This is a genomic window from Devosia sp., assembly GCF_030689745.1.
GTDB lineage: Bacteria > Pseudomonadota > Alphaproteobacteria > Rhizobiales > Devosiaceae > Devosia > Devosia alba.
In genome coordinates this window covers 21,728-27,859 of record NZ_JAUYGL010000072.1, presented here as the reverse complement: position 1 = coordinate 27,859, position 6,132 = coordinate 21,728, and the positions used below count along the sequence as shown (strand labels likewise).

At 62.4% G+C, this 6,132-nt stretch carries 6 protein-coding genes; all 6 read right to left on the bottom strand.

All coding sequences use genetic code 11. The annotated features are described in order from the left end of the window. A partial coding sequence (locus tag Q8O80_RS06245) for an aromatic amino acid lyase (RefSeq protein ID WP_305578059.1) occupies positions 1 to 848 on the bottom strand: 848 nt, incomplete at its 3' end. A 78-nt stretch (positions 849 to 926) separates the two neighbouring features. After that, entirely contained in the window at positions 927 to 1,259 is a 333-nt protein-coding gene (rhaM, locus tag Q8O80_RS06240; RefSeq protein WP_305578057.1) for an L-rhamnose mutarotase, read from the bottom strand. After that, positions 1,256 to 2,251 (bottom strand): ABC transporter permease, encoded by a 996-nt coding sequence (locus Q8O80_RS06235; RefSeq protein WP_305578055.1) that lies wholly within the window; start codon positions 2,249 to 2,251, stop codon positions 1,256 to 1,258. The genes rhaM and Q8O80_RS06235 overlap by 4 nt, the downstream gene beginning before the upstream one ends. Before the next feature lie 186 nt (positions 2,252 to 2,437). Next, positions 2,438 to 3,418, bottom strand: coding sequence for an ABC transporter permease (locus Q8O80_RS06230; protein ID WP_305578053.1), 981 nt, complete (start codon positions 3,416 to 3,418; stop codon positions 2,438 to 2,440). Next, positions 3,415 to 4,920 (bottom strand): sugar ABC transporter ATP-binding protein, encoded by a 1,506-nt coding sequence (locus tag Q8O80_RS06225; protein WP_305578051.1) that lies wholly within the window; start codon positions 4,918 to 4,920, stop codon positions 3,415 to 3,417. Before Q8O80_RS06225 ends, Q8O80_RS06230 begins: the two co-directional genes overlap by 4 nt. Positions 4,921 to 5,126: 206 nt before the next feature. Next, on the bottom strand, positions 5,127 to 6,113 hold the full coding sequence (gene rhaS, locus Q8O80_RS06220) for a rhamnose ABC transporter substrate-binding protein (protein WP_305578049.1): 987 nt from the start codon (positions 6,111 to 6,113) through the stop codon (positions 5,127 to 5,129). Positions 6,114 to 6,132: the final 19 nt, after the last annotated feature.

The following is a 6,132-nucleotide window of genomic DNA, read 5'->3' as shown; positions in this document are numbered from 1 at the left end:
CTCATCATGCGCAGGCTGAGGGGGTCCTGAATATGGGTGGCGTTGGGCCAGTCCCAGCCCATGGCATTGAAATAGAGCCAGGCGCCAATGCCGGCCTCGCGCTCAGTGCCAACATGGGCCACTGCCTTCCAGGGATCACGCGACGCGCCGAGCGCTCCCGCCGTTGTCAGCCCGGTGGCGAGCATGACGCGCACCGTCTTGGCCGCGTCGCGAATGGCATTGGCGGCGGCGGCATAGCCCACGGCATTGGTCGAAATCGAGGCCAGGCTGTCGCGCGGGGCGAGGCGGAACGGCTTCAGGCCAGCCTGGGCCAGGGCGTCGCTGGCCGGCATGCGTCGCCCGTCAAATGTGGCTTCGCCGGCGCCCGTCAACACGGCGCCGATCTGCCCCATCAGACCGATATCGGCGCAACCGATCGATCCGGTGCGGCGCACCACCGGCACCACGTCATGGGCGAGCACGGCGAGATAGGCCTGCACCAGATGGGTGGTGCAGCCGACCCGCCCGGTCAGCGCCATATTGACGCGAATGGCCATGGCGGTGCGAACGATTTCGCTGGAAAAGGCCTCGCCGGTGCCAAAGTGATGGGCGCGGACCAGGCCGAGATTGAACACGTCGAGCTGGTCAGGCGTCCACTCGACGTCTTTCATGGCGCCCACGCCGGTGGTGGCGCCATAAACAGCCTGGCCGCTGGCCATGGTCTGCTCGACGACGATACGGGCACTGGCCACCCGCTTCAGGGCCGCGTCGTCGGCAATCAGGCTCCCCTGGCGGGCGCCGATCCGGGCGATATCGACAAAGCGCAACGGCTTGCCGTTGAGCGTAATGGGATCTGATCGCACCGGCATGACAAATTCATTCATGCCGACAGGCTAGTGCAAAACCGGCTGGTTGGCATGCCCCAAATAATCAACCGAGCGTGCGGCTCATTTCATCCAGAACATCGGTACCAGATCAGTCGAGATGGGTTCATGCTGATCATTGGTGGCCATCACATCGGCCATGTGCGCCCACCAACGCTGCATGATGGCGGTGTTGGGAAGGTCGGCCATGGTGTGATCCGTGCGGCGCCAGAGCACGCCGAACAGGATATTGGTCTCGGGGTCGAGATGGATGGAATAATCCTTCACCCCCGCCGCGTGCAGCAGTTCGACCAGTTCGGGAAAGATCTCGTCATGGCGCTTGCGGTATTCGGCTGCCATGCCCGGATTGAGCTGCATCTTGAAGGCGTGCTTTTCATAGTCGCCATTGGTGATCATGCGCGCTGCCGCCACATGCGGAACAGAATGGGCAGCGCAATGACGACAATCAGCAGGCTGCCGGTAAAGATCGACATGACAATGCCCGGCACGTTGAGCAGGCCCAGACCAAAGGTCACCAGACCCATGATCAGGGCAGCCAGCACCACGCCGATGATCGAACCGGCACCGCCCAGAATGGAAACCCCGCCGAGCACCACCATGGTGATGGCTTCGAGCTCCCAGCCTTCGGCAATCGAGGGACGGGTGGAACCCAGCCGGGCCGTCAGCAGTACGGCGGCCATGCCACTCATCAGCCCGGTCAGGCAGAACAGGATAAACTTGATCTTGTCGACGCGGACGCCGGAGAACCGGGCGGCGACGTCATTATTGCCGATGGCGAAGACGCGACGACCGAAATTGGTGCGGTGCAGCAGCACCCAATAGATGATGGCGCAGACTGCAAACAGGACCAGCTCGAACGAGATCACCCAGCCCACATAGCCCTGCCCCAACCAGGCAAAACTGGCCGGATAGCCCTTGAAGCTCTGGTCACCCAGGATGATGAAACTGATGCCGCGAAACAGGCTCATCGTGCCGATGGTCACCACGATCGATGGCAGCTTGAGCCTGGTTACCAGAAAGCCGTTGAAGGCGCCGCAGGCTATGCCGGCGCCCAAACCAACGGCGACCAGTACGGGTGTATCGGCACCATATTGCAGGGCCAGCCCCATCAGCGTTGACGCCAGCGAAATGATGGCGGCAACCGACAGATCGATCTCACCGGAAATGATCAGCAAGGCCATGGCCAGGGCGATCAGCGCCTTCTCGGTAAAGTTGAAGGTGAGGTCGGAGAGGCTCCAGGCATTGAGGAAATAAGGCGAGGCGAACGAATTGACGATGAAGATCGCCACGGCCACAAGAACCAGCAGGCTCTCCCAGCTCAGCACGGCCGATTTCAGCGGATTGTCGAGGCGATCAGGGAGAGTGCGGTAGGAGGATGTGTCAGTCATGGCCGTCTCCGCAAGGATTGGCGGAACCGCCAAATGAATTCGGGCTCTCATCCCCCCTCCCAACCTCCCCCGCAAGGGGGGAGGTGCGGGCCGGCGATGGTGGCACGAGGCAGCCAAAAGCTGGATGCAGTACCTCCCCCCTTGCGGGGGAGGTTAGGAGGGGGGACGGTTGGGCAAGATAGTGGGTCATGATCCCGCCTCCGCCTTCTTCAAAATCACCCGCCCCTTGCTGGCCTCGCCGCGGGCGTTGAGGACGACGGCGAGCAGGATTGCGGCGCCTGAAATGGCCATCTGCCAAAAGGGCGATATGTTGATCACCGGCAGGGCATTGTTGATCACGCCCAGGAAAATCGCGCCCAGCAGCACGCCCGGGACGCTGCCAATGCCGCCAGCAATCGACACGCCCCCGATCACACAGGCGGCGATGATGGTCAGCTCATAGCCGCTGGCCACTTCTGTGGAGGCAATCACATAGCGCGAGATCCACAGATAGCCGCAGAATCCGGCAACGGCGCCGGCAATGGTGAACGCCAGGAACTTGGTTTTGCCCACATCGATGCCGGTGTAGACCGAAGCTGTCGGATTGACGCCAATGGCATAGAGCGAGCGGCCCAGCGCGGTGCGGGTCATCAAAATGTAGAACAGGGCTGCGGTCACGATGGCAAACCAGCTCAGCACCGGCAGGCCCAGGAAGACGCCGCGCTGCAGCGCGATGAAATCGGGGCTCATCTGCGCGGCATTGACCCAGGCGCCGCCCGAGATGACGAACACCAGGCCTCGGAAAATGGTCAGCGTGCCCAGGGTCACGACGATGGGCGGGATGTTGAGTTTCCAGACCAGCACGCCATTGAAGGCGCCAAGGCCAGCGCCAATGACGAGGCTGAGGGCCATCAATACCGGGATCGGAACGCCCGGGAAGGCCGCATTGAGCATGGCCACGACCATGCCGGTCAGGGCCAGATTGGCTGCCATGGACAGGTCGATGGAGCGCGTCAGAATGACCGCCATCTGACCCAGCGCCAGCATCATCAGGATCGAGGAGTCGTTGAAAATGGTCAGCAGATTGCCCGGCTGGGAAAAGCGCGAGAAACGCATGGTAACCAGCACGACCACCAGCAGGATGGCCAGCGCGAGCCAGATTTCACGGTGTTTCAAGAGGCGGTTCATGCTGCCTGCTCCGCAAGGATACCGGCCGCCAGACGCACCAGCGTCTCGGGCTTGAGGTCCCTGTTTTCAATGGTGTCGACCATGCGGCCTTCGCGCATCACCACGATGCGGTCGCTCATGCCCAGCACCTCGGGTAGTTCGGACGAGACCATGATGACGCTGAGCCCCTGGGCGACCAGTTCGGCCATGAACTCATGCACGGCCGCCTTGGAGCCGATATCGATGCCCTTGGTGGGTTCATCGAGAATGATCACCCTGGGTTCGGTCGCCAGCCATTTGGCGATCACCACCTTCTGCTGATTGCCGCCCGACAGGGTCGAGACGTTCTGGCTGAGCGAGGCGGCGCGCAGGTCAAGCCGCTCGGTATAGGTGCGCGTCAGCGCGAACTCTTCGGCCAGGCGCAGGAAACCAGACTTGCTGGTCTTGCCCAGCGAGGGGAGCGAGACATTCTTGAAGATGGGCTCGCCGGTAATGACGCCCTGCTTGCCGCGCTCCTCGGGCACATAGACGATGCCGGCCTCGACCGCGTCCGCAGGCGATTTCGGCGCAATGGTCTGGCCATTGAGCACCAGCGTGCCGGCCGATGGCTGGGTCATGCCGAACACGGCCTGCATGACCTCGCTGCGACCCGCGCCCACCAGGCCATAAAAGCCCAGGATTTCGCCCTGACGCACCGAGAAGGAAATATCGTCAAACTCGGTGGGATGGCTCAGCCCGCGGGCCTCGAGCACAACTTCGCCAATTTCAGCTTGCCGCGCAGGGAAGATGCCTTCAACCGGGCGCCCGACCATCAACTGGACGATCTCGCCCTGGCTGGTCTCGCTGATCATCCCCTTGCCGACCTGCTCGCCGTCTCGGAACACGGTGAAGCGGTCGGCGATGCGGTAGATTTCATCGAATTTGTGGCTGATGAACAGGATCGCCTTGCCGTCTTCCTTCAGCAGTTCGATGAGCACATAGAGCTCCTCGATTTCCTTCTGGCTGAGGGCGGCGGTCGGCTCATCCATGATGACCACGCGGGCATCAATCGAGAGCGCCCGCGCCACGGCCACCAGATGCTTCTTGGCGATGCCGAGTTCCTTGAGCTTGATGTCCGGGTCGATGCCGGCGGCCATGGAATCCAGCGTCTCGCGGGCCTCCTTGCGCATGGTGCGCCAGTCGATCAGTCCGAACCGATTGGTTGGTGCGTGACCGAGATAGATATTTTCGGCCACCGTCATCTCGTCGAACAGCACGGTTTCCTGATGGATGGCGGTGATGCCGACGGCCGACGCGGAGTGCGCGGTGGGCAGGGTGACGATCTGGCCGCCAACGCGGATTTCGCCGGCGTCGGGCTGATAGATACCCGTCAGGGTTTTGACCAATGTCGACTTGCCCGCGCCGTTCTCGCCGATCAGCGCGGTGACCTGCCCGGCATAAAGCTCCAGCGACACGTCATTGAGCGCCCGCACGCCCGGAAAACTCTTGGAAATGCCGGTCAGGGTGAGAATGGGGTCGGTCATAAATCTAGTGTTCCGCTTGCCGGGATTGTGCAGTCGACACCCTCCCCCTTGCGGGGAGGGTCAGGGAGGGGGTGGGGTAGCCTCGATATCGGGGCTCTCGCACCCCCTCCCAACCTCCCCCGTCAAGGGGGAGGTGCCGTGCGGTGGGTAGGACAGATCACGACCTGACCAGGAATTCGATCGTCCCCGGCCGGGGCCAATCCCGCCTAGTAGATCTTGGAGAATTCTTCGATGTTGGACTTGTCGAAGGTGAAGGGGGCAGCCATGGCGCCCGAGCTGGTATCATCCAGCGTCAGTTCGCCCATGCGGCCCATCGAGAGCGTTGCGCCGGGAGCGGCTTCAGCACCTTCAACCAGATCATTGGCCAGCATCACGGCCGAGTAACCCAGATCGATCGGGTTCCACAGCGCCACGGCCTGGCTCGCGCCATTGTCGATGAACTGCTTGAACTCGCTGGGCAGGGCCAGACCGGTCACGTTGATCTTGCCGATCAGGTTCTGATCGGTCACGACCTGCGCCGCCGCCACGACACCAACGGTGGTGGGGGCAATGATGGCCTTGAGTTCAGGATAGGAGGCGATCAGGCCCTTGGCTTCGTCGGTCGACTTGACCGAGTCATCATCGCCATAGACGACGGCCACCAGGTTGATATTGGCGAACTTCTCGGGCAGCGCCGCCTTGGCAGCGTCGATCCAGGCGTTCTGGTTGGTTGCGGTGGAGGCTGCCGACAGGATGGCCACATCGCCGCCTTCTGGCAGGTAATCGGCAGCCAGCTTGATGATGGTCTCACCAATCAGGTTCGTTTCCGAGGGGTTGAGGTGCAGCTGGCGGCCTTCTGGCGCGACGCCGGAATCCCAGCTGATCACCTTGATGCCGCGCTCCATGGCCTTCTGCAGGGCAGGCACCAGCGCGTCGGGATCGTTGGCCGAGATGGCGATGGCGTCAACCTGCTGCGCGATCAGCGAGTTGATGACTTCGATCTGGGCCTCGGCAGTGGCAGCGGTCGGGCCGGTATAGATGACTTCAACGTCACCGAGTTCGGCGGCGGCTTCCTGGGCGCCCTTGTTGGCGGCATCAAAGAAGCCATTGCCAAGCGATTTGACGACCAGCGCGATGCGGGTCTGGGCGAAGGCCGGGCCGGCGAGCAGGGCAGCAATGGCAGTGGTCGCTGCCAGGATTTTCAAGAGTTTCATCGAGTATTCCCTCCCTGGG